At 62.5% G+C, this 26,417-nt stretch carries 22 protein-coding genes and 2 pseudogenes; 20 read left to right on the top strand and 4 right to left on the bottom strand.

Annotated features, from left to right (window positions below):
- Positions 1–85 precede the first annotated feature (85 nt).
- Entirely contained in the window at positions 86–1,675 is a 1,590-nt protein-coding gene (gene garD, locus DIE16_RS30730; protein WP_124523061.1) for a galactarate dehydratase, read from the bottom strand.
- 207 nt (positions 1,676–1,882) lie between these two features.
- Between garD and kdgD the strand changes: the two genes are divergently transcribed.
- The 4 genes and pseudogenes from kdgD to DIE16_RS37460 all read left to right on the top strand — a co-directional run.
- Positions 1,883–2,800: a 5-dehydro-4-deoxyglucarate dehydratase gene (gene kdgD, locus DIE16_RS30725; protein ID WP_027791957.1), complete on the top strand. Its 918-nt coding sequence runs from the start codon at positions 1,883–1,885 to the stop codon at positions 2,798–2,800.
- Positions 2,801–2,892: 92 nt separating this feature from the next.
- Positions 2,893–4,245 (top strand): MFS transporter, encoded by a 1,353-nt coding sequence (locus DIE16_RS30720; protein WP_059541780.1) that lies wholly within the window; start codon positions 2,893–2,895, stop codon positions 4,243–4,245.
- A 10-nt stretch (positions 4,246–4,255) separates the two neighbouring features.
- Positions 4,256–4,633 (top strand): annotated as a pseudogene (locus tag DIE16_RS30715) (ATP-binding protein); the annotation flags it as partial.
- Positions 4,634–4,948: 315 nt separating this feature from the next.
- Positions 4,949–5,053: pseudogene (locus tag DIE16_RS37460) on the top strand (gamma carboxymuconolactone decarboxylase); the annotation flags it as partial.
- Positions 5,054–5,123: 70 nt separating this feature from the next.
- Here DIE16_RS37460 and DIE16_RS30705 read toward each other — a convergent pair.
- Entirely contained in the window at positions 5,124–6,086 is a 963-nt protein-coding gene (locus DIE16_RS30705) for a D-glycerate dehydrogenase (protein ID WP_124523059.1), read from the bottom strand.
- Between the two features lie 313 nt (positions 6,087–6,399).
- On the opposite strand from DIE16_RS30705, the gene DIE16_RS30700 reads away from it, so the two are divergent.
- From DIE16_RS30700 to DIE16_RS30680, 5 genes are all read left to right on the top strand, one after another.
- The gene (locus DIE16_RS30700; protein WP_124894026.1) at positions 6,400–7,158 is read left to right on the top strand and encodes an SDR family oxidoreductase; all 759 of its coding nucleotides are present in this window, start codon (positions 6,400–6,402) and stop codon (positions 7,156–7,158) included.
- A 94-nt stretch (positions 7,159–7,252) separates the two neighbouring features.
- The gene (locus DIE16_RS30695; RefSeq protein ID WP_062911590.1) at positions 7,253–8,539 is read left to right on the top strand and encodes an MFS transporter; all 1,287 of its coding nucleotides are present in this window, start codon (positions 7,253–7,255) and stop codon (positions 8,537–8,539) included.
- 47 nt (positions 8,540–8,586) lie between these two features.
- A complete protein-coding gene (locus tag DIE16_RS30690) occupies positions 8,587–8,979 on the top strand; it encodes a VOC family protein (RefSeq protein WP_124523055.1) in 393 nt (130 codons plus the stop codon).
- Positions 8,980–9,039: 60 nt separating this feature from the next.
- Positions 9,040–10,287, top strand: coding sequence for a citrate/2-methylcitrate synthase (locus DIE16_RS30685; protein WP_124523053.1), 1,248 nt, complete (start codon positions 9,040–9,042; stop codon positions 10,285–10,287).
- A gap of 1 nt (position 10,288) precedes the next feature.
- On the top strand, positions 10,289–10,564 hold the full coding sequence (locus DIE16_RS30680) for a hypothetical protein (protein ID WP_124523051.1): 276 nt from the start codon (positions 10,289–10,291) through the stop codon (positions 10,562–10,564).
- Between the two features lie 370 nt (positions 10,565–10,934).
- Here DIE16_RS30680 and DIE16_RS30670 read toward each other — a convergent pair whose 3' ends face one another.
- Entirely contained in the window at positions 10,935–11,171 is a 237-nt protein-coding gene (locus tag DIE16_RS30670; protein WP_124523049.1) for a hypothetical protein, read from the bottom strand.
- Positions 11,172–11,332: 161 nt separating this feature from the next.
- On the opposite strand from DIE16_RS30670, the gene dapA reads away from it, so the two are divergent.
- The 10 genes from dapA to DIE16_RS30620 all read left to right on the top strand — a co-directional run bounded on the left by dapA (position 11,333) and on the right by DIE16_RS30620 (position 23,521).
- Positions 11,333–12,229, top strand: coding sequence for a 4-hydroxy-tetrahydrodipicolinate synthase (dapA, locus tag DIE16_RS30665; RefSeq protein WP_124523047.1), 897 nt, complete (start codon positions 11,333–11,335; stop codon positions 12,227–12,229).
- Positions 12,230–12,243: 14 nt separating this feature from the next.
- On the top strand, positions 12,244–13,410 hold the full coding sequence (locus tag DIE16_RS30660; protein WP_124523045.1) for an iron-containing alcohol dehydrogenase: 1,167 nt from the start codon (positions 12,244–12,246) through the stop codon (positions 13,408–13,410).
- Positions 13,407–14,684 carry a four-carbon acid sugar kinase family protein gene (locus tag DIE16_RS30655; protein WP_124894025.1) on the top strand — a complete coding sequence of 426 codons (1,278 nt, stop codon included), beginning with the start codon at positions 13,407–13,409 and terminating at the stop codon, positions 14,682–14,684. Before DIE16_RS30660 ends, DIE16_RS30655 begins: the two co-directional genes overlap by 4 nt.
- A gap of 11 nt (positions 14,685–14,695) precedes the next feature.
- Entirely contained in the window at positions 14,696–15,721 is a 1,026-nt protein-coding gene (gene pdxA / locus DIE16_RS30650; RefSeq protein ID WP_124523041.1) for a 4-hydroxythreonine-4-phosphate dehydrogenase PdxA, read from the top strand.
- Between the two features lie 127 nt (positions 15,722–15,848).
- Positions 15,849–17,267, top strand: a complete 1,419-nt coding sequence (locus DIE16_RS30645) for a sodium:solute symporter family protein (protein ID WP_124894024.1) — start codon at positions 15,849–15,851, stop codon at positions 17,265–17,267.
- 23 nt (positions 17,268–17,290) lie between these two features.
- On the top strand, positions 17,291–18,478 hold the full coding sequence (locus tag DIE16_RS30640) for an exo-alpha-sialidase (protein WP_124523037.1): 1,188 nt from the start codon (positions 17,291–17,293) through the stop codon (positions 18,476–18,478).
- A gap of 104 nt (positions 18,479–18,582) precedes the next feature.
- Positions 18,583–19,389, top strand: coding sequence for a DeoR/GlpR family DNA-binding transcription regulator (locus DIE16_RS30635; protein WP_124523035.1), 807 nt, complete (start codon positions 18,583–18,585; stop codon positions 19,387–19,389).
- 11 nt (positions 19,390–19,400) lie between these two features.
- Complete coding sequence (locus DIE16_RS30630; protein ID WP_124523033.1) at positions 19,401–20,105, top strand: SDR family NAD(P)-dependent oxidoreductase; 705 nt, start codon at positions 19,401–19,403, stop codon at positions 20,103–20,105.
- Between the two features lie 203 nt (positions 20,106–20,308).
- On the top strand, positions 20,309–21,469 hold the full coding sequence (locus DIE16_RS30625; protein ID WP_124573287.1) for an IS30 family transposase: 1,161 nt from the start codon (positions 20,309–20,311) through the stop codon (positions 21,467–21,469).
- A gap of 228 nt (positions 21,470–21,697) precedes the next feature.
- The gene (locus DIE16_RS30620; protein ID WP_124894023.1) at positions 21,698–23,521 is read left to right on the top strand and encodes a DUF4365 domain-containing protein; all 1,824 of its coding nucleotides are present in this window, start codon (positions 21,698–21,700) and stop codon (positions 23,519–23,521) included.
- Positions 23,522–23,872: 351 nt separating this feature from the next.
- Here the strand turns inward: DIE16_RS30620 and DIE16_RS30610 are convergent.
- Positions 23,873–25,083 (bottom strand): IS3-like element ISBcen6 family transposase gene (locus DIE16_RS30610; protein WP_112750314.1). Its coding sequence is split into 2 segments (ribosomal slippage): positions 23,873–24,768 and positions 24,768–25,083, totalling 1,212 coding nucleotides; the frame shifts between segments, so codons are not numbered across the junction.
- 64 nt (positions 25,084–25,147) lie between these two features.
- Between DIE16_RS30610 and DIE16_RS30605 the strand changes: the two genes are divergently transcribed.
- On the top strand, positions 25,148–26,395 hold the full coding sequence (locus DIE16_RS30605; protein ID WP_124894021.1) for an IS256 family transposase: 1,248 nt from the start codon (positions 25,148–25,150) through the stop codon (positions 26,393–26,395).
- Positions 26,396–26,417 lie beyond the last annotated feature (22 nt).

Raw genomic sequence — 26,417 nt, 5'->3', positions numbered from 1 at the left:
GCGCGAGTCGCCTGTCCATATCTCATTGGTTTTTATCGGCCGGTACGTTGCCGGCGATGTCCAACAACAGCGCAGCGAGCGGCGATCAGGTCACCGGCGCAGGATTGAAGAGAACCAGAGCGTTATGGAGCTTCAGTTTTTCAGCGCACGTCTGTTTGCGTCCGCTCGCGACGTCGAGCAGCAGCTTGAACAACTCCCAGCCCACATCTTCGATCGTTGCAGTACCGGTCGCGATCGTGCCTGCGTTCACGTCCATCAGGTCGTGCCAGCGACGTGCCAGGTCCGAACGGGTTGCGACCTTGACGACGGGAACCTCGGCGAGGCTATACGGCGTACCCCGGCCTGTTGTGAAAACGTGCAGATTGATCCCGGCTGCCACCTGCAACGTGCCGCAAATAAAATCGCTCGCGGGTGTCGCAGCGTAGATCAGCCCTTTTTGCCTGACCTTTTCGCCCGGCGCGAGTACGCCAGATATCTGCGAATTGCCGGACTTGATGATCGAGCCCATCGCCTTTTCGACAATGTTCGACAGCCCGCCCTTCTTGTTCCCCGGCGTCGTGTTGGCGCTACGATCCGCTCCGCCGCGCTTCAGATAATTGTCGTACCAGTCCATCTCCCGAATGATCGCAGCGGCAACTTCGGGATTAGCTGCGCGCCCTGTGAGCTGACCGACACCATCGCGCACCTCGGTCACCTCCGAGAACATGACCGTGGCACCCGCGCGCACGAGAAGATCGGTGGCGAAACCAACTGCCGGGTTTGCGGTCAGGCCAGAAAAGGCATCGCTGCCACCGCACTGAACCCCCAATACCAGGTCTGAAGCCGGACAGGTTTCCCGGCGCCGGCTATTCATCCGGATCAGGTGACCTTCAGCCATCCGAATGATCGATTCGATCATTGATTCAAAACCGACATGGGCGTCGTCCTGCAGCACCACGACGTCACCATTCACGTCCGAAGGCAGGTCGCCGACGTCCGCGACGTCATCAGCTTCCGTAACAGTCGCAATAGGAATCGTCCCGGGAGGCATCAGACGCTCGGGCTGCAGTTTCTCGCAACCAAGGCTCACCATCATGACTTCTCCGCCGAAGTTCGGATTGAGCGCGATGTTGCGTACTGTACGGATCGGCACCATTGCATCGGGAGCGTCAATCGCAACCCCGCATCCATATGTGTGCCCGAGGCTGACCACGTCATCGACGTTCGGATATTTCGGCAACAGCTCGCTCTTGATCCGGGTCACGGCATGCTGAACGACGTCTGCAACACACTGAACAGTCGTAGTAATCGCAAGAATGTTGCGTGTACCGACCGAACCGTCGCTATTGCGGTAGCCCTCGAACGTGTAACCCTCCAGAGGCGGCATAACCGGCGCCTTGATGGTCGCGATCGGAAGATCGTCGAGGCCGGGAGGGGTTGGAATCCGAATGACGTGCTCGTTCACCCAGCTTCCCTTGGGCAGCGCCTGGCTCGCATACCCGATTACAACGTTGTACCGGACGACCTCATCGCCCTCAGCGAAATCCTTCAGCGCGACCTTGTGGCCTTGCGGCACCCGTTCGCGAAGTGCCAGACCATCTGGGAAAGTCGCTCCCTCCCCCAGTCCCCCGTCATTGACAACGATCGCGACGTTGTCATTGGGGTGCACGCGAATATAAAGCGGCGTCTGTTCCATTTGCATCTTCCTCTGAGCGGCGGGGTTCGCCCAATGACCCTGCTTAGTTTTACGTCATCATACAACGTACAACCTATTTTTGGATACCTATTTACCCTGGGAAATCTCTGAAAACCGCCATTTCCCGTTGCTCAGCCGAAAGCCTAGTTGTACGATAACATATAAGTAGTAACCGAAACCGAACCGAATTTCTTGGAACGCCCCATCATGACCACTCCGCAAGAACTCAAGCAAATCGTCTCCGACGGCCTCCTCTCCTTCCCGGTCACGGACTTTGACCAACAGGGCAATTTCCGCGCCGATACGTACGCAAGCCGCCTCGACTGGCTCGCGCCTTACGGCGCAACGGCACTGTTCGTAGCGGGCGGCACGGGCGAATTCTTCTCACTTACGCGTGATGACTACACAGCCGTCGTCCGTACGGCGACCGAAGTCTGCAAGGGCAAGGTGCCAATCCTCGCAGGGGCGGGTGGTCCGACGCGCGTTGCCATCGAGTACGCGAAAGAAGCGGAGCGCAATGGCGCGCAGGGCATCCTCCTGATGCCGCATTACCTGACGGAGGCCTCGCTCGACGGGATCGCAGCGCATGCCGAGGAAGTGTGCAAGGCAGTGCCCAATCTGGGCGTGATCATCTATAACCGGGCCAATTCGAAGCTGAACGCTGACATGCTCGAGCGCCTCGCCGATCGCTGTCCGAATCTGATCGGGTTTAAGGACGGTGTCGGCGACATCGAAAACATGGTGACGATCCGTCGCCGCCTGGGTGAGCGGTTTTCCTATCTCGGCGGCCTGCCGACGGCTGAAGTTTATGCAGCCGCGTATAAGGCCCTCGGCGTTCCGGTCTACTCGTCCGCCGTCTTCAACTTCATTCCGAAGACCGCCATGGACTTCTATCGTGCAATCGCATCGGACGATCACGCAACGATTGGAAAGCTGATTGACGACTTCTTCCTTCCTTACCTCGCAATCCGTAATCGCCGTGCGGGTTACGCAGTCAGCATCGTCAAGGCGGGCGCAAAGCTCGTTGGCCACGATGCCGGCCCGGTTCGCGCTCCGCTCACGGACCTCAACGACGAAGAACTGAGCCAGCTCGACGCTTTGATCAAAAAGCTCGGCGCGCAGTAAGCACGCCACGAGGAGACAGGCGGGGCTAGCCGCGCAGTTATGCCCAACAGCGACACAGGCACCCCGCTCGCTTTAAACAGAGGAAGATCGTCATGGAAATGAGCCGCACGGCAAATCCCGCGGACGCACTCAAGCGTACGAAGGTCCGCTACGTCATTCTGGCCCTTATTTTTGTCATCACGACATTGAACTACGCAGATCGCGCGACCTTGTCGGTCACCGGATCTGCAATGCGGGGAGAGTTCGGCTTCGATGCGGTCAAGATGGGATACATCTTTTCCGCATTTAGCTGGGCCTATGTTCTCTGTCAGATTCCAGCCGGCTGGCTGCTCGATCGCTTCGGAGCACGCCGAGTGTATGCCGCGAGCATCTTCCTCTGGTCTCTCTTTACATTGCTTCAAAGCTCGATCGGCCTGGCAGGGAGCGCCGCCGCAGCGGTAACCACGCTATTCATGTTGCGCTTTGTCATGGGGGCCGCTGAGGCGCCGGCGTTCCCTGCAAATGCAAAGGTCGTAGCGAGCTGGTTTCCTACAAAGGAACGCGGTACTGCCTCCGCTATTTTCAATTCGGCGCAATATTTCGCAGCTGTCGTGTTTACTCCGCTGATGGCGTGGATTACCCACGCCTTCGGCTGGCATTACGTCTACGTCGTCATGGGCTTTGCTGGACTGCTGCTGGCAATAACGTGGCTCAAGGTCATGAAAAACCCGGTGAACCATCCGGGCGTCAATAAACCGGAGCTCGAGTATATTGACCAGGGCGGTGGCCTCATTCACGGCCGAAAACTAGCCGACGCCGGTTCGCGCAGTCATCGCGGTGGCTGGGGCGTTGTGCGGCAACTGCTGGGCAATCGCATGCTGCTCGGCGTGTATCTCGCACAATTCTGCATCAACGTGCTTACCTATTTCTTCCTGACGTGGTTTCCGATCTACCTCGTTCAGGCCCGGCACATGACTATCCTCCAGGCAGGGCTCATCGCTTCCCTGCCGGCCATCTGCGGGTTCGGTGGCGGCGTTCTCGGTGGCGTGTTGTCGGACACACTTATACGACATGGTCGCTCGCTCACCGTCGCACGAAAGACGCCGATCGTTGGCGGCATGCTGCTGTCGTGCTGCATCGTCGGATGCAACTACGTCAATACCGATTGGGTCGTCGTTGCCCTTATGTCGCTTGCCTTCTTCGGGAAGGGTCTGGGTGCACTTGGATGGGCTGTGGTCGCAGACACCTCACCCAAGGAAGCGATTGGCCTGTCTGGATCGATCTTCAACATGTTCGGCAACGTTGCCGGTATCGTCACCCCCATTGTGATCGGGTATCTCGTCGCACAGTCTGGTGGCTCGTTTAACGGCGCCCTGGCTTTTGTAGGTGCCAATGCGCTGATTACAGTGTTCTGTTATCTCGTCATCGTTAAAGAGATCAAGCGCGTAGAGCTTAGTCACGACTAGTCCAAAGTTACTGGAGCAGGAGAAGTCCATCGGCAAACAAGGCGAGATCGCCCATAAGCTAATGTACGTCGACCTGGTGGTCCTCGACGAACTGGGCTACCTGCCGTTCAGCCAAACCGGTGGCGCATTGCTGTTCCACTTGCTCTCGAAGCTGTATGAACACACGAGTGTCGCGATCACCACCAACCTCAGCTTCGGTGAGTGGGCGACCGTGTTCGGGGACGCAAAGATGACGACGGCGCTGCGGGACCGCGTCACCCATCACTGCCACATCGTCGAAACAGGCAATGAATCCTGGCGCTTCAAGTCCAGTTCTGCCAAGGCGAAGGCAACTAGAAAGAGAGCAGCAAAAGCAGCAGGCAGTGAGGAGTTATCCACACCGGAATAGATGTACTACGCTGTCTCGGGGTGGGTCAAGATTCAGTGGAAATCAACACGCCAGCGTCGCGGCGTTGATGGCTTCGGCCGTCATCGGACCGTTGCCGAACTGCTCGAGCAACTCGGCCGGAATCGCCGGCAGAGCCGCGGCTGGGCTTTCGGTTTGCGAGGCATAAACTCTCCTTGGGAGCATGTTATGCCTTAAACACAAAATTCCTGACAGGCCCGAGCGGCGGCATGGTTTGGCGCATCACGCGAGACCTAGGCGGAAGCCCTATCGCAACTCGACGTTAGGGCGTCCGTCGTCACCCCCCTGGACGTAACAAAAACGACCCTGCTGCATGCGACCGCCTATTCGGGTATTCCGCATCGTCTCAGCGCGTTCAAGGCCGCGCATGAGGTGCTGGTGGCGGAGGGGGTGTTGAAGTAACGACGCGGTTGAAGCCGGGGGTTCCGTCATCGGACACCCCGGCATGGGCGAGCGCTCGCGCCCGCCGGCATCACAGCGCGTTCGGCGCCCCCTTCCCGTCAAGCACCGCCGCGACGTTGTCGAGCGCGGTGAACCCCATCTGGTCGCGCGTCTCGATGGTCGCACTCGCCATGTGCGGCGACAGAAACACATTGTCGAGGGTGGCAAAGCGCGGATCGATGTTGGGCTCGTTCCGATAGACGTCGAGCCCCGCGGCGAACAGCCGGTGCGAAGTCAAGGCGTCGTACAGCGCATCTTCGTCGACCAGAGTGCCCCGCGCCGCATTCACGAACACGGCACCGTCGCGCAGCAAGCCGAATTCGCGGCGTGTCATCAACGGCGTGCCGCCGCCGGGCACATGCAACGTCAGGATGTCGCACTGCGGCAGCAGCGTGTCGAGATCCCCGCAATAGCGCGCGCCGGCCTCGATCTCGGGCGCTGCGGGACGCCGGTCGGTATAGACGATCCTCATCCCGAAGCCGCGTGCACGCTGCGCGACTGCACGGCCGATCCGGCCGAAACCGACAATCCCGAGCGTCTTGCCGTTCACGCGCGTGCCGAGCATGTCGGTCATGCCGAACGACTTTCCCCACCCCGAGCGCACGATACGCTCGTACTCCGATGCACGCCGGCACGCGGCCAGCACCAGCAGCATCGTGAAATCGGCCGTGCAGTCGGTCAGCGCATCGGGGGCGTTGCTGACCGCGATTCCGCGTGCGCGTGCGGCGGCGACATCCATGTGGTCGTACCCGGCGCTCGCGTTCGCGATGATCTTCACGCTCGGCGGCAATGCTGCGATGTGCTCGGCCTGCAGCCCCGATTTCTTGCCGATCAGCACCGCCGGCGTCTCGTAGCGATTGCAGAACTCGACGACGGACGACGCATCCATGTCGGCGTCCGTTACATACGCGTTGAATTCGGATTCTGCGCGTGCGGCGACTGCGGCGGGAACGCGTCGCGCAACCAACAGGCGGGTGCGATTGTTGTCAGGCATGGTCTCGTCCTTGGGTCGGAAAACGGAACACAGCCTACGAAGCGCAGTCGGCGCAGGTCAATATTGATTGGTTCGATCAACATGTCCGCGCGGCATTGAGCGACCGGATAATCGACCGATTCCGATCATTTCCTCTGCTATGCGCGATGCCGTGCCGGCGCGCGAACGGCGCAGTCGCGAGCTCAGGAAAACCCTGACGCCAGCCCGTCGGGACGGGGCGGTTGATGTTGATTGAAAGAATCAAGATTGCTGCGAAATCGTCGCCGCGCAATGCTTTTTGCATGTTCAACGGACTGAAGACGAGGGCGTGAAAATGCAGGCAGAGAAGAGAATCGCGGCAGTGACGGGCGCCGGCACCGGAATCGGACAGGCAGCGGCGGTAGCGCTCGCGCAAGCCGGTTTCAGCGTCGCGCTGCTCGGCCGGCGCATTGATCCACTACTCGCGACGCAGGAGATCGTCGAGCGGGCAGGCGGCGTGGCCGCGGTCATTCCGACCGACGTTTCCGACGAGGCATCGGTCGATGCGAGCTTCACGCGGATTGCGCATGACTTCGGCCGCCTCGACGTGCTGTTCAACAACGCGGGCCGCAACGCGGGCGCCGTGCCGCTCGACGATTATTCGCTTGAGTTCTGGAACGACGTGGTCGCCACCAACCTGACCGGCATGTTCCTGTGCGCACGCGCCGCGTGGCGCCAGATGAAGCGCCAGACGCCGCAAGGCGGCCGCATCATCAACAACGGTTCGATCTCCGCACACACGCCGCGCCCGAACACGATCGCGTACACGGCCACGAAGCACGCGGTCCTCGGCATCACGCGTTCGCTCGCGCTCGACGGGCGGCCATTCAACATCGCGTGCGGCCAGATCGATATCGGCAACGCCGCCACGTCGCTGACCGAGCGGATGAAAAACGGCGTGCTGCAGGCCGACGGCCGCATCGCGCCCGAGCCGCGCGTCGACGTTGCGCACGTCGCGAACGCGATCGTGCAGATGGCGAGCCTGCCCCTCGAAGCGAACATTCTGAACATGACAATCATGGCGAGCGCGATGCCCTTCGTCGGACGCGGCTGACAGGACGCGCGCCGGCACACGCGGCAGGTGCACCGGCACAACCATCACAAAACAGGAGACGACATTGAAAACCGCTGAAGAACAGGTTTCGGTCATGCGCGAGTTCGACGCGCACGCAGGCGCCGCCAGGCGATCGCGGGTGCGCTACGGCGTGCTGTCGATGCTGCTGGTGGCCACCGTCCTCAACTACGTCGATCGCTCGGCGCTCGGTATCGTCGCGCCGGCGTTGTCGAAGGATCTCGCGCTTACCCGCGTGCAGATGGGCGAGCTGTTCGCCGTGTTCGGCCTCGCCTACTCGATCGCGCTGCTGCCGGCTGGCGCTCTCGCCGACCTGCTCGGCTCGCGCGTCGCGTATGCGCTATCGCTCGTCGGTTGGTCGCTGGCCACGCTGACGCAAGGGCTCGCGCATGGCTACCACATGCTGCTCGGCTCTCGGCTAGCGATGGGCGCGCTCGAAGCGCCCGCGTTTCCGTCGAACGCGCGCGCGGTGACGATGTGGTTCCCGGTCCAGGAGCGCGGCTTCGCGACGAGCGTGTACGTGATGGGTCAGTACATCGGCACGCCGCTCTTCACCGGGCTATTGCTGTGGATCTCGTCGGCATTCGGCTGGCGCGCCGTGTTCTTCGCGACCGGCGCGTTCGGCATTCTGTTCAGCGTCGTCTGGTACCGGCTCTATCGCGATCCGTCGCGCCATCCACGCGTCAACGCGGCCGAGCTGCAGTACATCACCGAAGGGCAGCCGGTAGTGACGGCGCGCGACCGGTTCGACTGGCGCATGGCGCTGCGCCTGCTGGGCTATCGGCAGATCCTCGCGATCTGTCTCGGCAAGTTCTGCAACAACACGCTGCTGGTGTTCTTCACGACCTGGTTCATGACCTACCTTGTCGAGGAACGGCACATGTCGATGATCAAGGTCGGTTTCTTCCAGGCGATGCCGTTCATCGGCGCGACGCTCGGGATCCTTATCGCGGGCTATTTGTCCGATCTCTGCATCCGGCGCGGCGTATCAATGTCGTCGTCGCGCAAGGCGCCCCTCGTGATCGGCACCTTCCTCGGCGCATCGATCGTGCTCGTCAATTTCGTGCAGTCGAACACGCTGGTGATCGCGATCCTAACCGTCGCGTTCTTCGCACAGGGAATCGGCTCGATGTCGTGGGCGGCGGTGTCCGAGATCGCGCCGAAACGCTATGTCGGGCTCACCAGCAGCATCACGAGCCTCGCAGCAAATATCGCAGCTGTCACCACGCCGCTGATGATCGGCTACGTGGCGCAGCACACCGGCAACTTTTTCTGGGCGCTGAACCTGATGGGTGCGATCTGCCTCCTCGGCACGCTGTCGTACTCGGTGCTGCTCGGCAAGCTGTCGCGTATCGAGCTCTGACCCGGTTCGCCCCCTTTTACGCTCCACTGCACGTACCGCACACGACCATGATCGAATTCAAATGGGATCACCTGCAACTCTGCTCGGCTGATGCCGAGGCCACCGCCGCGTGGTTCGCGCGCTGCCTGAACGCCGAAATCGTGCGGCGCCCCGGCCGCGTCGACCTGCGGATCGGGGCAATCAACCTCTTCATCACGGCGCTGCCGGACGCGCGTCCGGCGATCGTGCCGGACGGCGCGCGCATGCAAGGGATCGACCACTTGGGCGTGCTGGTCGAGGATCTGGATGCGGCTTACGCGCATCTGGTCGACAACGGCGCGGAGATCGTCCAGCCCGTCACGCGGATCCGCGCCGGCGTGCGCGGCTGTTTCGTGCGCGCGCCCGGCGACATCCTCGTCGAGGTGCTCGAGCGGCGCCCGGCCGAGATGACATTCAACTGAACCCGGTCTATAGTCGGCGCAAGCGGTCGCACACCGGCCGCATCCTCACCACGACTCACCATGCAGAACTGGATCACCCTGACGGAAGCGGCACGGCGGCTCGGCGTGCGGGCGCAGACCGTCTATGCGTACGCGAGCCGCGGCAGCATTGCCGTGATGCAGGATCCCGACGATCCGCGCAAGAGCCTGTATCGGGCCGAGGATGTGGTCGCGCTGTGCCGCAAGAAGCAGGTCGGGCGCAAGCGAGCGGCGCTCGCGGCCAGCGCGATCTTTGGCGCCGAGCCGTGCATCTACAGCGGCATCACCACGTTCTCGAAGGGTCGCGCATGGTATCGCGGCCGCGACAGCATTGAACTCGCAGATAGCGCGACGCTCGAGGAAACGGCTTCGCTGCTCTGGCAGGCCACCGCGCCGGTGTCGTTCGACGCGCCGGTGATCGTGCTGCCGCCCGGCGAGCGTGACCGGCAATGTGCGTTCACGATGCTCGCGACGCTGGCCGCGTTTGGCCATTCGACGCTCGGCCGGCTCGACAGCGCGCTGCACATCGAGGCCGGGCAACTCGTTGCGATCGTGTCGCGCGCGTTCGGCGCGCACGACAACGCCGGCGCAAGACCGCTTCACACCCATCAGCGGCTCGCGGCCGGCTGGGGCCTCGATAGCCATGGCGCAGACTTGCTGCGCCGCGCGATGGTGCTGGTCGCCGATCACGAGATCACGAGTTCGGCATTCGCCGCGCGCATCACCGCATCGACCGGCGCGTCGCTCGCGGGCTGCCTGCTGACGGGGCTCGCGACGTTGTCGGGGCCGCTGCACGGCGACGCGTCGGGACGCGTGCGCGCAGTGTTCGACGATGTGCAACGAATGGGTGCCGAGCATGTCGTCGATCATCACTTGAAGTCGGCGATCCCGATTCCCGGTTTCGGTCATCATCTTTACCCCGAGGGCGATCCGCGTGCGGCCTCGCTACTCGCGCGACTCGATCCCCCGGCGGAACTCGCGCACTTCGTGGACAAGGTCACGACGCTCACCGGCCAGCGGCCGACCATCGATGTCGCGCTAGCGATGCTGTCGGTGCAACTTCAGTTGCCGCGCGATGCGGCGTTCGGGCTGTTCTCGATTGCGCGCAGCGTCGGGCTGCTCGCGCACTGCATCGAGCAGCTGCGCGTCGGCAAGGTGATCCGGCCGCGCAGCCGCTATATGGGGCCGACGCTCGACGATCGGCATCTGCGGCCCGCCGCTGACGACGACGGCAAACAGGCGAAAGCCGGCTTAATCGCGAAGAACCGCGTGTTCAAAGTGGTGGAGTAACATGCGTGACGACAGCGATGCTTGTCTTCACGCCAAACGAAGCGGCGGGAGTACGCGCGGCAACCTCGCGCCAAACACGTCAAAAGCGCCGGTCGTCACAGCATGCCCGCAGCTTTCCCGTCATTCAGTGCTGCTCAGCGCGCGTCAGAATTCGTCCCCAGCACCAATCACCGCACCGAAGTCCGACTACGTATTGCCACTCACCGACGCCTTGATGGCGCAGCGGTTGCTCTCCATCACATACGAATGCCAGGCGGTGAACCGTTGCTGGCAGTGACTTTCCTTTGCGCGACAAGTAAAGATCGAATCAAGAACCTTAGCTCAGCATCCGTCGACGGTGGCAGCAGGCGAGAGTCGGGGTTACACGCGAGCGTCTTCTGCGTGTCGGCCGGCGCTGCTTCGAGCAACCCACGATGCGGAGCGTGATGGTAGCGTCTCCCAATCTCAACCGCGAGCCATCGCTCGAATTCTCGAGGCGTCAACAACACGCCGTCTTTTCGAACTACCCCCTTTGCGGCCCTCTATGGGATGACCCAGTCGCTCCCGGCAGGCCCCGGACGCGCTCCATCAAGGTGCGGATCAAGCGCTCAATGTGCCCGCCAAAATGCGGCCGCCCGACTGAACGATACATGGGGTCGATGCCGTATTCACGACACCCGCTGCGAAGTGCCCTGCTTTTCCAAGCACTTCAACATCCGCCGCTGGCCGCCCTGCTGGCCCACCATCGAGCCACTGCCCAGCACGGGTGGACCAGCGCTGAACCGGCAGCGCGTCTCAATGACAGAAATGACTGATTCGGTCATATCAGGGTTTTCATTGATCGTTCCGATCACAAAACAGGCTAAAATGCACATATCGATCAATTTATTGATTGGAACGAGCAAGTCAATTCACCGATATCGGCCGGGATTTCTATGCGTCCGGATAGCGTCGGAGGACATATCCAGCGGCGCAATCCTGACCGCCGGTGCGCAGCGTCCGCTGATGTCGACACACCCCATGGAGATGGCGTTTCCGCCGCCGTCCCAGTTGCGATGGAGCAAGCATGTCAATTTCGCTAAAGGGAATCGTTCCCGCGCTGATTACGCCGATGACGGCGGACGAGAACGTCGATGAAGACGGCCTGCGCGCGCTGGTCGAACGGCTGATCGAGTCGGGCGTGCACGGCCTCTTCGTGCTCGGCACCAACGGCGAATTTATCGCGCTGAATGAAGAAGAGAAGCTGCGCATCGCCCGCATCGCGGTCAGCCAGGCCCGCTCGCGCGTGCCCGTGATCGCGGGCACCGGCGCCTATGCGACGCGTGACGTGATCGATTTGAACCGGAAGATGACCAACGTCGGCGTGGACGCCGTATCGGTCATCACGCCGTATTTCAACGGCGCGACGCAACCGGAGCTCTACACCCACTACAAGAAGATCGCCGACGCCACGCCGCTGCCGGTCATGCTCTACACGATTCCCGCGAAGGCGGGCATCACGCTGACGGTCGATACGGTACGGCGCCTGTCCGAGATTCCGAACATCCGCGGCATCAAGGACAGCGGCGGCGACTTCGATCGCCTGCTGCAGCTGATCAACCTGCGGCGCGACGACTTCTCAGTCTTCACCGGCACCGACTCGATGATTCTCTGGACGCTGATCGCGGGTGGCGACGGTGCGGTCGCCGCGACGACCAATGCCGTCCCGCATGTCGTCATGTCGATCTGGAACAAGTTCAAGGCCGGCGATATCGCCGGCGCACGCGCCGCACAGGAATCGCTGCGTGCGCTGCGCGATGCGTTCGCGCTCGGCACGATGCCCGTCGTGCTGAAAACGGCCGCGCAGATGCTCGGGATGCCTGCCGGCCCCGCGCGGTCTCCCGCCCAGCCGCTCGACGCCAGCGCCCGCGAGCGCCTGGCGCAAGCGCTCTCCATTTACCACGACGCCGCGCGCGGCCACTGAAACGGGTCACCAGCATGACTACCTATCACTTCCAGACCGTCAAGCACATCGTCCATGGCGCCGGCAGCCTCGCCACGCTTCCCGACAAGCTGTCGCTGCTCGATACGGCGGTCGAGCGCATTGCGCTGATCACGCAACCTGCGATGGACGAACTCGGCATCGCCGATCGCGTGATCGAATCGCTCAACGCGAAAGACATCGAGGTTCGCATCATTCGCGGCGTCGAGCCGGAACCGACCATTGGCAACGTCGAGACAGTTTTCAAGGAGCAGATCGAGCCGTTTGCGCCGCAGGCGATTCTCTCGATCGGCGGCGGCAGCGTGCTCGATGCGGCAAAACTGTTCTCGGTGCGGCTGACCAACGACGAACCGCTGCGAAACTGGCTGGGCATCGACCTGATCAAGCATCCGGGCATGCCGATGATCCTGGTGCCGACGACGGCCGGAACCGGCTCCGAAGTCACGCCCAACGCAATCGTGACGCTGCCGGACGAATCGCTGAAGGTCGGGATCGTCAGCCGTCACCTGCTGCCGCAGATCGTCATTCTGGATGCAGAGCTGACGCTCGGCCTGCCGAAGCCGATCACGGCCGCGACCGGGATGGACGCATTCGTGCACGCGCTCGAGTCGTACATCTCGACGAAGGCGAACCCGGTCAGCGACATGTACGCGATGGAGTCGATGCGCCTGATCGGCGCGAACATCGTCGAAGCGTACGAGAACGGCCAGTCGCTGAAGGCACGCGAAGCGATGATGCTCGGGTCGATGTACGGCGGCCTCGCACTCACCGCCGCCGGTACCGCAGCGGTGCATGCCCTCGCCTACCCGCTCGGCGGAATGTTCAACGTCACGCATGGCGTGGCAAACGCGATGCTGCTGCCGCATGTGATGGCGTTCAATCTCGATGCGATCGAAGGCCGGCTGTCGAACGTTGCGCGCGCACTCGATCTGGCGTCGAAGGCCGACCCGGACGCGGTCGCGGCACGCAAGCTGATCGACAAGATGGAGGAATGGACCGCAGCCGTCGACATTCCGCAGGACCTGCGCAAGTTCGGCGTGTCCGAAGAACATCTCGACGCGCTCGCGGACGCTGCATCGAAGGTCAAGCGCCTGCTTGGCAACAACCCGAAGGCGCTGACGCTCGACGACATGAAGTCCATCTACAGCCGCCTGCTGCCATGAACGCAGTCGCACAGAGTGCTGCACGGCTCCTGATCGTCGCCGACGACCTGTCGGGCGCGGCCGATTGCGCGGTGGCCGGGCTGCGTCACGGCTTGACGGCCATGGTTCTGCTCGACGCGGAGCGCGCACCGGCCCAGGCGAGCGGCATCGACATTCTGTCGGTCGACGTGGACGCGCGCCGTACGTCGAAGGAAGAGGCGGCCCGACGCAACGTCGCCGCCGTCGATTCGCTGTCGCGTGCCGGCATGCGCATCTACAAGAAGGTGGACTCCACGCTGCGGGGCAATGTCGCGGCTGAGGTCGCCGCGCTGGCGTCGCGCCTCGGCATGGCGATCGTGTGCCCCGCCTACCCGGCATCCGGCCGTACCACCCGCGACGGGCGGCAATGGGTGCGCGGCGTACCGGTCGAAGCAAGCGAATACTGGCGCAACGAGAACATCCCGGGCAAGGCCGACCTGGTTGCGCTGCTCTGCGCCGAACATCTGCGCATCGCGCATGCGTCAATCGATGCGGTACGCGGCGAACCGGACACGCTCGCGGCACTCCTGCGGCAACTGCAGTCAGACGAAGTGCAAGCCGTCGTGTGCGATGCGGAGTCCGACGAGGATTTGCAACGAATCGCCCGCGCATCCGTCACGCTCGAGCACGTCTTCTGGGTCGGCTCGGCAGGCCTGGCCCCTGCCGTCATCGAAGCGCTGGAGCCGCCGCGCAGCATGACGGGCAAGGCGGTCGACAGTCAGGATCCGCAAGGACCCGTGCTCACCGTCGTCGGCAGCATGTCGAGCGTTTCGCATGCGCAACTGGACTGCCTCAAGGCGAACGCCGGCACCGACCTCGTCGCGCTTGAAGTCGCACTCGCGGCGCTCGACGCTCCACATAGCGACGTAACGACGGTCGTATGCGAGGCCCTGCGTCGCGGCCGCCATGTGGTGGTGTCGTTGAGCCAGGCGCAGCGCGGCGACGTGAAGGACGGGCTGCTGTTCTGCAACCGTCTCGCGACCTTGCTGGCGCCCGCCGTGCCCTATGCAGGCGGAATCATCGCAACGGGAGGCGAGACGGCGCGCGCACTGCTCACCGCGGCCGGCGCGAGCGCGTTGCGGGTCGTCGACGAAATCGAGGACGGCATGCCGCTGCTCGAATGCCAGCTGCAAGGCAAGGCACTCCCCGTCGTGACCAAAGCGGGCGGCTTCGGCCGGCCCGAATCGATCCATCACGCCTGGTGTCGGCTTGCGAATGCACGCAAGACGGCCGACACGGCGCAATCCAATCAGTGAAGGGAACTGCCATGGACAACCGTCCCATCATCGGCATCACCATGGGCGACGCGGCCGGCGTCGGACCGGAAATCATCATGAAGAGCCTCGCCCATGCGTCCGTGTACGAGCAGTGCCGCCCCGTGGTCATCGGCGACGCCGCGCGCTTGCGGGACGCCGGTCGCCGGGCGGGCGTCGATCTCGAGGTTCGCACGGTCGGCCAGCCGTCCGGCGGCGCGTTCCGCGTGGGGGTCGTCGATTGCATCGACCTCGCGCTCATTCCGGCGGACCTGCCGTACGGAAAGCTGTCGCCCGTCGCGGGAGACGCCGCCTATCAATACATCGCCCGCACCGTCGAACTGACGTCGAAAGGCGAGCTCGACGCAATCTGCACCGCGCCGCTCAACAAGGAAGCGCTGCATGCCGGCGGGCATATTTTCCCCGGCCACACGGAAATGCTCGCACACCTGACGGGCATCGACGAAGTGTCGATGATGCTGGTCGCGCCGAATCTCCGCGTGATTCACGTGACGACGCACATCGGCCTGCTCGACGCGATCCGCAAGATCGAGCCGGGCCTCGTGCAACGCACGATCGAACGTGCCCATGACACGCTGGTTCGCGCCGGCATCGCGAATCCGCGCATCGGCGTGTGCGGGATCAACCCTCATGCCGGCGAGAACGGCCTGTTCGGCTACGGCGAGGAGGAAGAGAAGATCGTGCCGGCGGTGCAACTCCTGCAGGCGCGCGGGTGGGACGTGGAAGGCCCGCTGCCAGCGGACACGCTGTTCTTCCGTGCGGGCCGCGGCGATTTCGACGTGGTCGTCGCGATGTATCACGACCAGGGACACGGGCCTGTGAAGGTGATGGGCCTCGAAGCCGGCGTGAACGTGACGGTCGGCCTGCCAGTCATCCGCACATCGGTCGACCATGGCACCGCGTTCGACATCGCCGGCAAGGGCATCGCCGACGAACGCAGCCTGCTGGAAGCCTTCCGCCAGGCCGTGGATCTTGCGACACGACGCAACGAGTCGTCGCCCGTCGCCACCGCCGCGTAAGCGACACGAGCGACACAAGCGGCACAAGCACGACACGCATCGACCCGGGAGCGATACCGGCAGACACATGCCGGATCGCTCGACGCACCCGAACGTACATCAACCGAAGGTAACGTGGAGACAAACGATGGCCACCTTCAGTTCCTGGGATACAGCCACCATCATCGGCATGGTTGTCATCTACATCGTGATTACCAGCCTGATCAGTATTCGCCTGCGCAGTCGCAATTCCGAACAGTTCATGGTGGCCGGGCGGTCGATGCCCGCGCTGGTGGTCGCCATCCTGCTGATGTCCGAATTCATCGGCGCGAAATCGACGGTCGGGACCTCGCAGGAGGCCTTCTCGGCCGGCATCGCGGCGTCGTGGTCGGTCCTCGCGGCAGCCATCGGCTTTCTGCTGTTCGGCCTGTTCATGGCCAAGCGCCTGTATGCGTCCGGTGAGTTCACGATCTCCGGTTTCATCGCGCAACGCTACGGCCACGGAGCCAAGCTCGCCGTCTCGGCGATCATGATCTACGCGCTGTTCGTCGTGAACGTCGGCAACTACGTGAGCGGCGCGGCGGCAATCTCCACGGTCATGCACATCAACCTGCCGACGGCCGCCGTCATCACCGCGATCGTCAGCACCATCTACTTCGTCTGGGGCGGCCTCAAGAGCGTCGCGTACCTGACGGTCGTCCACAGCGCGGTGAAGCTGCTCGGGATCGCGATCCTGGTGGGCGTCGCGTGGAAGCTGTCGGGCGGCATCGCGCCGATGGCGCAGCACATGCCCGCGCACTACTTCACATGGAGCGGTGCGCTGTCGGGCGGCACGATCGGCGCGTGGATCATCGGCACGGCCGGCGCGATCTTCTCGACGCAGTTCATCATCCAGGCCATCTCGGCCACCCGCAGCCCCGAGGGCGCGCGTGCGTCTTCGCTGATCGCCGCATTCCTGTGCGTGCCGATCGGGCTCGCGCTCGGCTTCATCGGCGTGACGGCGAAGTACCTGTACCCGAACATCAAGAGCCTGTACGCGCTGCCGGTGTTCCTGCAGCACATGAACCCGATCCTGGCCGGCATCGTCACGACGTCGCTGGTGGCATCGATCTTCGTGAGCGTCTGCACCGTGGCGCTGGCCATCGCATCGCTGATCGTCAAGGACTTCTACGTACCGCGCTTCCATCCGACGCCGGACGTCGAACTGAGAATGACGCGCTGGATCTCGCTGGTCGTCGGCTTCCTGCCGCTGATCTTCGTGCTGTTCGTCCCGCAGATCCTCGCGCTGTCGTTCTTCAGCCGCGCGCTTCGCCTGTCCGTCTCGATCGTCGCGCTGATCGGCATCTACCTGCCGTTCTTCAGCTGCAAGCGCGGCGCCGTGTCGGCCCTGATCGTCGCGACGATCGCCACGACGCTCTGGTACCTGCTCGGCAATCCGTTCGGCATCGACAACATGTACGTCGCACTCGTGTCGCCCGCCATCGTGCTGGTCGTCGGCAAGCTGCTGTTCCATGGCGAGGACTCGAACCTGCGCGACAAGCGCCTCACGCACCGCGAATCGCACTAACCTCGCAACCTCAGAGATATTTCATGAGCACGAACCTCGTTGAAGCGGCGAGCGCCGCGTCGGATCATTGCGTTCGCACGGCATATGCGGACGCGGAACGGCAAGAAGCGTTTCTGCCGACCGCATGCGTGCAGAACCACGCGGCCAACCTGCACACCCTCGCGAACGGCGACCTGCTGTGCGTCTGGTTCGGCGGTACCCAGGAAGGCATTCCCGACGTGTCCATCTACCTGTCGCGTCTCGCGGCCGGGACGAGCGAGTGGTCGCAGCCCCGGAAGCTGTCGGACGACCCGACCCGCTCCGAACAGAACCCGGTGCTGTTCACCGCACCGGACGGCCGCCTGTGGCTGATCTACACCGCGCAGTTGTCAGGCCACCAGAACACCGCGATCGTTCGCCGCCGCGTGTCGATGGACGACGGCATCACCTGGGGCCCCGTCGAAACGCTGTTCGACCGCCCGGGCACGTTCGTGCGCCAGCCGATCGTCGCGCTCGACAGCGGCACGTGGATCTGCCCGATCTTCCTGTGCCGCACGGAGCCCGGCGAACGCTGGGTCGGCAACGACGACGTCAGCGCGGTCATGGTGTCCGACGACGAGGGTGCGTCGTGGACGCTGCACGAGGTACCGGACAGCGTCGGCTGCGTGCACATGAACGTTCACGTGCTGCACGACGGCTCGCTGCTGGCGCTCTACCGCAGCCGCTGGGCGGACTTCGTCTACGCGAGCCGCTCGACGGACGGCCGCACGTGGAGCGCGCCAGAGCCGACCGACGTGCCGAACAACAACTCGTCGGTTCAGTTCACTGTGCTGCACAACGGTCACCTCGCGCTCGTGTTCAACGAAAGCGATGCGTCGCACAGCAAGGCGCGCCGCGCATCGCTGTACGACGACATCGAAGACTCCGAGGACAGCGGCGAGCTGCGCGACCAGAAGGCGTCCGCGCACGGCACCGCCTTCTGGGGTGCGCCGCGCGCGCCGATGTCGCTGGCCATCTCCGAGGACGGCGGCAGGACGTGGCGCCGCCGCCGCAACCTGGAAATCGGCGACGGCTACTGCATGACGAACAATTCGGCGGACCAGCGCAACCGGGAATATTCGTATCCGTCCATCGTGCAGTCGGCGGACGGCGCGTTGCACATCGCCTTCACCTGGTTCCGCCAGAAGATCAAGTACGTGCGCGTCGACGAAGCGTGGGTTCGCGGTCGGTGATGCCCGCCGGTGCCACTGGCCGGTCACCGCGGCAATTGGATAAACTTGTCGGTCGCGAGGCGCGGACCAGCGCGCCCATTCGATCAGACCAGGAATTCACGCACATGAAAGTGACCAGGCGCCGGGAGGCGATGCTGCAGGCCGTGCTCGGTGGCATGACGGACGTAGCGACGTTGTGCGAGCACTTCGGGATGTCGGAAGCGACGGTGCGCCGGGACCTGCGGGCGCTGGCGAGCGACCGCCGCATTCTTCGCACGTACGGCGGTGCCGCCGCGGTGGGCGGCCACGAGCCGGAGGCGTCGCTCGAGGAACGGCGCATCAGCTCGCAGGAGCAGAAGGAAGCGATCGCGCACGCGGCGAGCGCGTTCGTCGAAGCCGGCGACACCGTGTTCCTCGACGGCGGCACCACGACGGCGGCGCTCGCGCGCCTGCTTGCCGGACGGACGGACGTGCACGTGGTCACCAACAACCTGCTCGTCGTGAGTCCGCTCGCGTCGTCGGGCGTGCCGGTGACGGTAATCGGCGGCGACGTGCGGTCGTCCAGCATGAGCACGCTCGGGCCGCTCGCGCAGATCGCGCTGAGCCGGTTGAGCGTCGACAAGGCCTTCCTAGGCGCCGATGGCGTGGTCGCCGAACTGGGCTTGTGCGAGGCAAGCAGCGAGCAGTCGTATCTGAAGGAGTGCGTGATGCGGCAGGCCGCCGAGGTCTTCGTGCTCGTGACGGCGGACAAGCTCGGGCGCGCAAGCCAGCAACACTGGACGCCACTCGAGCGCGACTGGACGCTCGTGACGGATGACGGCGCGCTGCACGAGCAACTCGAACCGTTTCATGCGCAGGCGCGGGTCACGGTTCACGCAGTCGGCACAAAACCGGCGACCGCCTCCGGCAGTTCACCGCAGGTTCAAACGTAACGGGAGAGATCGTGGCGCAACGGGAGCAGTCGGGTTCGGTTTCACGTCATGCCGTCGTCACCGGTGCGTCGTCGGGAATCGGCCGCGCAATCGTCGAGCGGCTGCTCGCCGACGGCTGGCGCGTCACCGGACTGTGCCGGTCGCACGTCGAAACGGCGCACGATTCGCTGACGATCGTGCCGGTCGACGTCACCGACTTTGTGGCGCTCGCGCCTGTGTGCGACGCGCTGGGCGCGGTCGACACGCTCGTGCATGCGGCGGGCTTCATGCGCACCGCGCCGCTCGGCCAGCTGTCGCATGACGACGGCGCGGCGATGTGGCGGCTGCACGTCGAAGCCGCGACGTTTCTCGCCGATCGCCTGGTGCCACGGATGCCGGCCGGCGGACGCATCGTGCTGCTGGGCAGCCGCACCGCCAACGGCGCGGCCACGCGCAGCCAGTATGCGGCGACCAAATCCGCGCTGGTGGGCCTCGCGCGATCGTGGGCGGCTGAACTCGCGCCGAAGGGCATCACCGTCAACGTCGTCGCGCCCGGTGCAACGAACACGCCGTTCCTGCGCGATCCGGCGCGCGCGGCAACACCCCCGAAGCGTCCACCGATCGGGCGATTCATCACGCCCGAGGAAGTCGCCGCGCTGACCGGCTTTTTGCTGAGCCCTGATGCAAGCGCAATCACCGGCCAACAGATCGTCATGTGCGGCGGTGCATCGCTTTAACCTAGCGCGGCGCAGCCACGAACGCACGCAACATCGCTGGCGGGATAAGTTCCACTATCCTGCTTGCGCATTAGCCCAACGTCAGGAGCTGTACGAGACAGCGAATGGCCATTCTGGCGCGCCGCGAACGACTCTGAACGACGGTGGATTCAACCGGTCGATGCAACACACTAGACGCTGCGTATGCAGTGGAGGTGTTGCAAATAAAACAGCGGCGCAGGATCTACTACACCGAGACTCAAAAGGCCCTGATGTGGGAGCGGTGGCGCAAGGGTGACACGCTTCATCAGATTGCCCAACTGTTCGATCGCCACCATTCCTCTATTCAGGGGATTCTCGTCAGGACTGGCGGAATACAGCCAGCGCCTCGACACCGTTCAAAGCTGGCCTTGACGCTTGCCGAACGCGAGGAAATCTCGCGCGCAGTCGTCGCCGGCCAGTCGATTCGATCGATAGCGGCGCGGTTAGGACGTGCGCCATCTACTATCAGCCGCGAAGTGCAGCGAAATGGCGGAAGGCAGTACTATCGGGCGACCCAGGCCGACGCGCTCGCCTGGGACCGCGCACGGCGCCCAAAGACATGTAAGCTGGTCAGGAATCGGACACTCGCCCAGGTTGTGGCAAGCAAGCTCCGATTGCAGTGGTCGCCGGAGCAGATTGCGGGTTGGCTCAAGCACGTGTATGCGGTCAACAAGGACTATCAGGTGTCGCACGAGACTATCTATCGGAGCCTCTATATCCAGGCCCGTGGTGCGCTGAAAAGAGAACTGCTGGAACACCTGCGCCGTTCTCGGGCGATGCGTCGATCGCGTCAACACACACTAAAGACCGAGGACCGCACGAACATCCGCGATGCCATATCGATCAGTGAACGCCCGGGCACGGCCGAGGATCGAGCAATACCCGGGCACTGGGAAGGCGATCTTCTGTTCGGCAACGCCAACAGTCAGATTGCAACACTCGTCGAACGCCAGACCCGGTTCGTGATGTTGGTGAAGATTGCCAGCAAGGACTCTGACGCTGTCGTCAATGCTCTGATAAGACACGCCGGCAAGCTTCCGCAGGAATTGTATAAATCGCTGACGTGGGATCGGGGTACGGAGATGGCTGGCCACAAGCGCTTCACTGTCGCGACGGACATCAAGGTCTACTTCTGCGATCCCCAGCATCCCTGGCAACGCGGCACGAACGAAAACACGAATGGGCTTCTGAGACAGTACCTCCCAAAAGGAACGGACCTCTCTACCTACTCGCAGGCCAAGCTTAACGCCATTGCCCGACGGCTCAACGAACGTCCCCGCAAGACACTAAACTTCGATACACCGGCTGAACGATTCCATCAAGCTGTTGCATCGACCGGTTGAATCCACCACCCCGTTCGGTCACTCGCACCCATGCGGGGAATGTCAGCTTTCGGAAACCGGTTCTTGTCATTCATGCTGGCAGCCTGATGCCTTTTGCTGCAGCCATTTGTGCCCCCCAGTGGGTCTGATTAGAATAGTTGGCAACAAAGTATTCGGCGAAAGAAAGCGGGTGCACGCTCGGTCGCCGAACGGCCAGCTTGCAGCAATACAAATCGGATCCCCATTGAAATGAACGCAAAAGAGATCGGTCGAGCCGCCGGGCGAATTTTCGCCTTCCACTTGCCACCCAACTGGATTTTCCGTAGCCAGGAAGACCAGGAGGACTATGGGGTGGACGGTGAAATTGAAATTGCTAGCCCTGAAGACAAGGCTACCGGTTTTATCTTCAAGGCGCAGATCAAGGGGCAACTAAAGGTCGCCTACATAAATCAGGGAACGCGGATCTCGTTCGACCTGTCCGTCGACCGTCTACGTTACTACATGGAGCAGATCGAGACACCGATTATCCTCGTCGTTGTTGACGTGACCGACAAGAAAATCTTCTGGGTTAGCCTTCAAGACAACAAGAAAATTGCAGAGGATCTCGCCAAGGCCAGCGAAAAGAAGCAGAAGACAGTGACGGTTCATCTTCGAGCTGAAGACACCATCCCTGAACGCACCAGCGAATTGCTGAGTGCTGTCGAACGGAATATGAACGGGCTACGCCTACACGCCCTGGAAAGATTAACGGAACCCATCGACGCACTGGTCAAACATTCTCACGACGATGCACTGAAGGCCTTGTTGGAGCAGAACAAAAAGGTAGCGTTCAACATCCTCAATGAACAGTTTGAGCGCCTTTACCATGCGGGCAATTTCAAGGAACTGGTCGCGGCGGCGAAACGAGTGATCTACTCTTCGACAGAGCTGGTCGAAACGCGGATCTGCGCCGGACTTTACGTGGAGCGAGTGGTTCAGGTCGAAGCTGGCAGGCGTAACCCTCATGGACTTGCGGCTCTTGCGGACCTGTACGCGTTGATGCTGACAATAGTTCGGCACGAGAAGGCTTCTGCACACTTGAGGCGCTATTTGATGACGCTGGCACGCGTGCTACGTCTACAGGTGAAAGTAGAATCCGACTATCAGTACTTCATCACGTCAACGCGGTTCCCGCGTGAGAGCCTCACGGGGTGGATCGTCTCAACCTCGCGTGCGCAGGCGAGTGGGCGTGCATCACGCGAGGTGGTGAAAACGGTGCATCTGATGAACAGGATGATTCTTGCCGGTGAGTATCATACCGTCATGGATGCCCTGCCACGATTAATACCCCCCATCGCATTGTTCACACTTCGATTGAGACAGGAGAAGTTGGAGAGTCAGGCAGATCGCCTCTCGTCGTGGCTCAAGTTCTGCGTTGATCTGGCCATCGACGTGGCAAAAAGCACCGGAAACCAAGAAGCTCTCGCAGCTATGATTACCCAAAACGCGTTCTCTGCGCTCGACGAGGCTGGTAAACCAACGCGTATTGAAGAGTCCTTTGTGCTCTCGGAGAGTATCGAAGACCCTCTTCTTCGGGAACAAGTCCAAAAGCACCTGCAAGAATTCAAAGCCCAGAACCAGCAGGTACAGCATGAGATGACGCCGAAGCAGGAGATTGAGGCGTTCCGTGCTCGCGCACTCGCTCTGGGATTTAACGTCGACGACCCCAATGATGAAATGGGGCAGATTATTAGACAGGGCCTGCTTGACTACAACCCTGAGCGGGTCGTTAGAGATTGCGAATCGCTAGTGATGATTCCCGCACAGGCGCTTGGTGTTCCGGCCCAGATGGTCGGTCTTCCGTCTGCGGGGATGAAATGGCTGTACTGCCTCAAGTTGGGTCACGCCATGGCAGGGTGGCGGCTCGACGATATTTATACAGCGCCAATTCCGGGCGCAGGCTTCAAATCAGTCCATTGCGATTCCTGTGAATTTCGCCAGCCCAGAAGCACGGACTGGAGGTGGACAAGCAAATGGCAAGAAAGTCTTGCGGAGGAACATGGCGAGATATACATGGGTCTTGGTGGGCTTTGACGGCGCGCTGCACAATAGCGAGTTGCTGCTCGTCAAGAGACGTTCGTTAAGGGAATGCGAAGGGCCGCTTGTGGCCGAGGCTGTGTAAAAACGTCATAACCAACCAGCGGGGTGCGGGTATGAGCGCGTTTGCAGGGCACTGGTTTGCGAGCGGCGGATCTGATCGTGCAATGCCAGTTAGGGGCGTCAACGCGCGAGATCATGCGCCTGCCAACCTGAGCCTATCCGAATGTTTGTGTGTGAGGCATAAACTGATGGCCAAGGAGCCACTTTATGCCACGCAAACGCAAGGAAGAAGTGACGATAGAACCGGGCAAGGGTGGAGTTGACCCTGTAATACCGGACACAGCCTCACACTAAGGTTGCTGAATCCATCGAGCGCCGGAACTCGCGAGGCGAGCGGTATTTCAGCGCGCTATGGGGATGCTTCTCGTTGTAATGCTCGAACGCGATGGCCAAGTTGCGTGCAGCAGTCGCTGCGTCCGGCTTCGGCATGAAGGCGACGTAGTCGCGTTTCATCGTCTTCACGAAGCTCTCGGCCATCCCGTTACTTTGCGGGCTGCATACCGGCGTGGTCAATGGCTTCAGGCCGATGGCCACTGCGAACCGACGCGTGTCGTCGGCCGTGTAGCCCGAACCGTTGTCGCTCAGCCACTCGATTTCGGACGGCGTATGCAGCTCGATGCCAAACCGATTTTCCACTGCAGCCAGCATCACGTCGCGCACGATGTCGCCGCTGTGGCCTGCCGTCGTAGCCGCCCAGCTCATCGCTTCACGGTCACAGCAATCCAGCGCGAACGTTACGCGCAGCGGCTCGCCGTTGTCGCAGCGGAACTCGAAGCCGTCCGAGCACCATCGCTGATTGCTGCGCTCGACGGCTACCTTGCCGTCGTGTCGACGTTGGGGCCGAGGTGGAATCGGTCGGCGCTGCATCAGCAGCCCATGTGTGCGCATGACGCGATAGATTCGCTTGGCATTAAACGGCGCCAGTCCGACCGCAACGCGCTCGTTGCGCAAGATGCCCCAAACCCGGCGATAGCCATAGCTGGGCAAATCGCCAATGACCCGGCGGATCTCCTCGACCGCGGCCGCGTCGTCACTCTGCCTCGATTGACGGCCATCGCGCCACGTCGCCGGACGCGACAGTCGTGCCGATACGTTCGAGCGCGACACGCCGAGAACTTCACAAACCAGTTTCACTGGTCGTCCTCCGGCAGCGAGGGCGAGTGCGCTATCCATTTTTTTGCCCGGCCGTACTCGACTGCTTCGCGGAGAATCTCATTCTCCATGGTCTTCTTGCCGAGCATCCGTTGCAACTCGCGAATCTGCTTGAGCGCGTCGGCCAGTTCCGAGGCCGGGACCACTTCCTCGCCAGCCTTGACCGCTGACAGGCTCCCACCCTGGTACAGCTTGCGCCAGTGGAACAGTTGGTTCGGATTCACGCCGTGCTGGCGCGCGACCATCGAAACCGATTTCCCCGGCTCGAAACTCTCGCGAACCATCGCCAGCTTCTGCTCCGCCGTCCAGCGCCGCCGACGCTCCGGGCCCGTCAACACTTCCATCACTTCCTGCCTAGTGTTAGTCAAAAACACAGTCCTATGCCTACCCGTTATTGTAAGTGGGTGACTGTGTCCGGCGTTTCAGGGGGCTGCTCCAAAGGGCTTGAACCTGGACCCGGAGCTGATCAAGCAACTGGTGCCCGGGACGCTGGACCGGGCGACGATCAACGAGCAGCTTGCGGCGCTCAAGAAGGCAATCTTCGAACGCGCGCTGGGCGGCGAACTGACCCACCACCTCGGCTACGAGAAGGGCGATGCCAAGCCGGCAGGCCGCACGAACCACCGCAACGGCACCAGCCGCAAGCGCATCACGACCGACGACGACCTGCTCGACGTCGAGATTCCGCGCGACCGCGAAGGCACCTTCAATCCGGTGCTGATCGCCAAGGGCGAGCGACGCTTCACCGGCTTTGACGACAAGATCATCGCGATGTACGCACGCGGCATGAGCGTGCGGGAGATTCAGGGTTTCCTGCTGGAGATGTACGGCATCGAGGTGTCGCCGGACTTCATCAGTACGGTGACCGATTCCGTGATCGACGAAGTGCGCGAATGGCAGCAGCGGCCGCTCGAGCCGATGTACCCGGTCGTGTTCTTCGACGCCTTGCGAGTCAAGATCCGCGACGAAGGCGTCGTGCGCAACAAAGCGATCTACCTGGCGCTGGGCGTGCGCCGCGACGGCACACGCGACGTGTTGGGCCTTTGGATCGAGCAGACCGAGGGGGCCAAGTTCTGGCTGAGGGTAGTGAACGACCTTAAGCTGCGCGGCGTGCAGGATATCCTGATCGCCGTGGTCGACGGCCTGAAGGGCTTCCCGGAAGCGATCAACACGGTGTTTCCGGAAACGACGGTCCAGACCTGCATCGTGCATCTGATCCGGAACTCACTGGACTTCGCCAGCTGGAAAGACAGGAAATCGGTCGCAGCGGCGCTCAAGGAGGTCTATCGGGCACCGTCGGCCGAAGCGGCCGCCGTGGCGCTGGACGCGTTCGATACGAGCCCGTGGGGTGCGAAATACCCTCCGATCGCCGCGCTCTGGCGCCGAGCCTGGGATCAGGTGATTCCGTTCTACGCCTTCGCGCCTGACATCCGGAAAATTGTATATACGACTAACGCGATCGAGTCGCTGCACATGCAGCTTCGGAAGATCATCAAGGCGCGCGGCCACTTCCCGTCGGACGAGGCCGCGCTCAAACTGATCTGGCTGGCGCTGCGCAACGTCGTGGCCAAGTGGACCGGCTCCCGGCACGATTGGAAGAGCGCGATGACGCAGTTCGCACTGCTTTACCCGGAACGATTCAACATTGGAGTCTGAATCTCAACCCGCCTCACACACG

Source organism: Burkholderia sp. Bp9090 (assembly GCF_003857985.1).
Classification (GTDB): domain Bacteria; phylum Pseudomonadota; class Gammaproteobacteria; order Burkholderiales; family Burkholderiaceae; genus Burkholderia.
This window is presented reverse-complemented; position numbering and strand designations above follow the sequence as displayed.

Coding starts and splice junctions, on each gene's coding strand:
- garD (WP_124523061.1), bottom strand. CDS start 1,675: ATGGAACAGACGCCGCTTTATATTCGCGTGCACCCCAATGACAACGTC.
- kdgD (WP_027791957.1), top strand. CDS start 1,883: ATGACCACTCCGCAAGAACTCAAGCAAATCGTCTCCGACGGCCTCCTC.
- DIE16_RS30720 (WP_059541780.1), top strand. CDS start 2,893: ATGGAAATGAGCCGCACGGCAAATCCCGCGGACGCACTCAAGCGTACG.
- DIE16_RS30705 (WP_124523059.1), bottom strand. CDS start 6,086: ATGCCTGACAACAATCGCACCCGCCTGTTGGTTGCGCGACGCGTTCCC.
- DIE16_RS30700 (WP_124894026.1), top strand. CDS start 6,400: ATGCAGGCAGAGAAGAGAATCGCGGCAGTGACGGGCGCCGGCACCGGA.
- DIE16_RS30695 (WP_062911590.1), top strand. CDS start 7,253: ATGCGCGAGTTCGACGCGCACGCAGGCGCCGCCAGGCGATCGCGGGTG.
- DIE16_RS30690 (WP_124523055.1), top strand. CDS start 8,587: ATGATCGAATTCAAATGGGATCACCTGCAACTCTGCTCGGCTGATGCC.
- DIE16_RS30685 (WP_124523053.1), top strand. CDS start 9,040: ATGCAGAACTGGATCACCCTGACGGAAGCGGCACGGCGGCTCGGCGTG.
- DIE16_RS30680 (WP_124523051.1), top strand. CDS start 10,289: ATGCGTGACGACAGCGATGCTTGTCTTCACGCCAAACGAAGCGGCGGG.
- dapA (WP_124523047.1), top strand. CDS start 11,333: ATGTCAATTTCGCTAAAGGGAATCGTTCCCGCGCTGATTACGCCGATG.
- DIE16_RS30660 (WP_124523045.1), top strand. CDS start 12,244: ATGACTACCTATCACTTCCAGACCGTCAAGCACATCGTCCATGGCGCC.
- DIE16_RS30655 (WP_124894025.1), top strand. CDS start 13,407: ATGAACGCAGTCGCACAGAGTGCTGCACGGCTCCTGATCGTCGCCGAC.
- pdxA (WP_124523041.1), top strand. CDS start 14,696: ATGGACAACCGTCCCATCATCGGCATCACCATGGGCGACGCGGCCGGC.
- DIE16_RS30645 (WP_124894024.1), top strand. CDS start 15,849: ATGGCCACCTTCAGTTCCTGGGATACAGCCACCATCATCGGCATGGTT.
- DIE16_RS30640 (WP_124523037.1), top strand. CDS start 17,291: ATGAGCACGAACCTCGTTGAAGCGGCGAGCGCCGCGTCGGATCATTGC.
- DIE16_RS30635 (WP_124523035.1), top strand. CDS start 18,583: ATGAAAGTGACCAGGCGCCGGGAGGCGATGCTGCAGGCCGTGCTCGGT.
- DIE16_RS30620 (WP_124894023.1), top strand. CDS start 21,698: ATGAACGCAAAAGAGATCGGTCGAGCCGCCGGGCGAATTTTCGCCTTC.